General features: G+C 77.0%; 1 pseudogene. It reads right to left on the bottom strand.

Features of this window, described 5'->3' with window-relative positions:
- Positions 1-408 (bottom strand): annotated as a pseudogene (locus GTW08_RS04740) (hypothetical protein); the annotation flags it as partial.

The raw sequence follows: 408 nt of genomic DNA, 5'->3' as shown, positions 1-408 counted from the left end.
CGGGCTGGGCGGCACCGGACTGGCCGGTGCCGGGCCGCTCGCCCGCGGCGGGCTTCGCGGAGCGGTCGTCGGACGACCCGGCCTCGCCGGACGGTCCGCCGGGCTTCTGCCCCGGACCGGGGGCCGGCCGGATCTCGTGGCGGGCCTTGTCCCCGGTGGCCGGGGCCTTCCCGACCTCGGCGCGCAGCTCGTCGCGACGCCGGGTCAGCTCCCCGACCTCGGTGCGGAGCTTGTCGCCCTGTTCACGGGCCCGGTCGGCGTCCGCGCGGGCGCGGTCGACCTGCTTGCGGGCCTCGGTGACGACACGCTCGGCGTCGGCACGGGCCTTGCTGCGGATCTCCTCCGCCTCCTCCTCCGCCTTCTGCAGGATCGCCTGCATGCGGTCGGAGAAGTTGTCGACGGCACCGT

Source organism: Pseudonocardia sp. SID8383, from assembly GCF_009864975.1.
GTDB classification, from domain to species: Bacteria; Actinomycetota; Actinomycetes; order Mycobacteriales; family Pseudonocardiaceae; genus Pseudonocardia; species Pseudonocardia alni.
The sequence above is the reverse complement of the archived record's forward strand: the minus strand, read 5'-3'. Positions and strand labels throughout refer to the sequence as shown.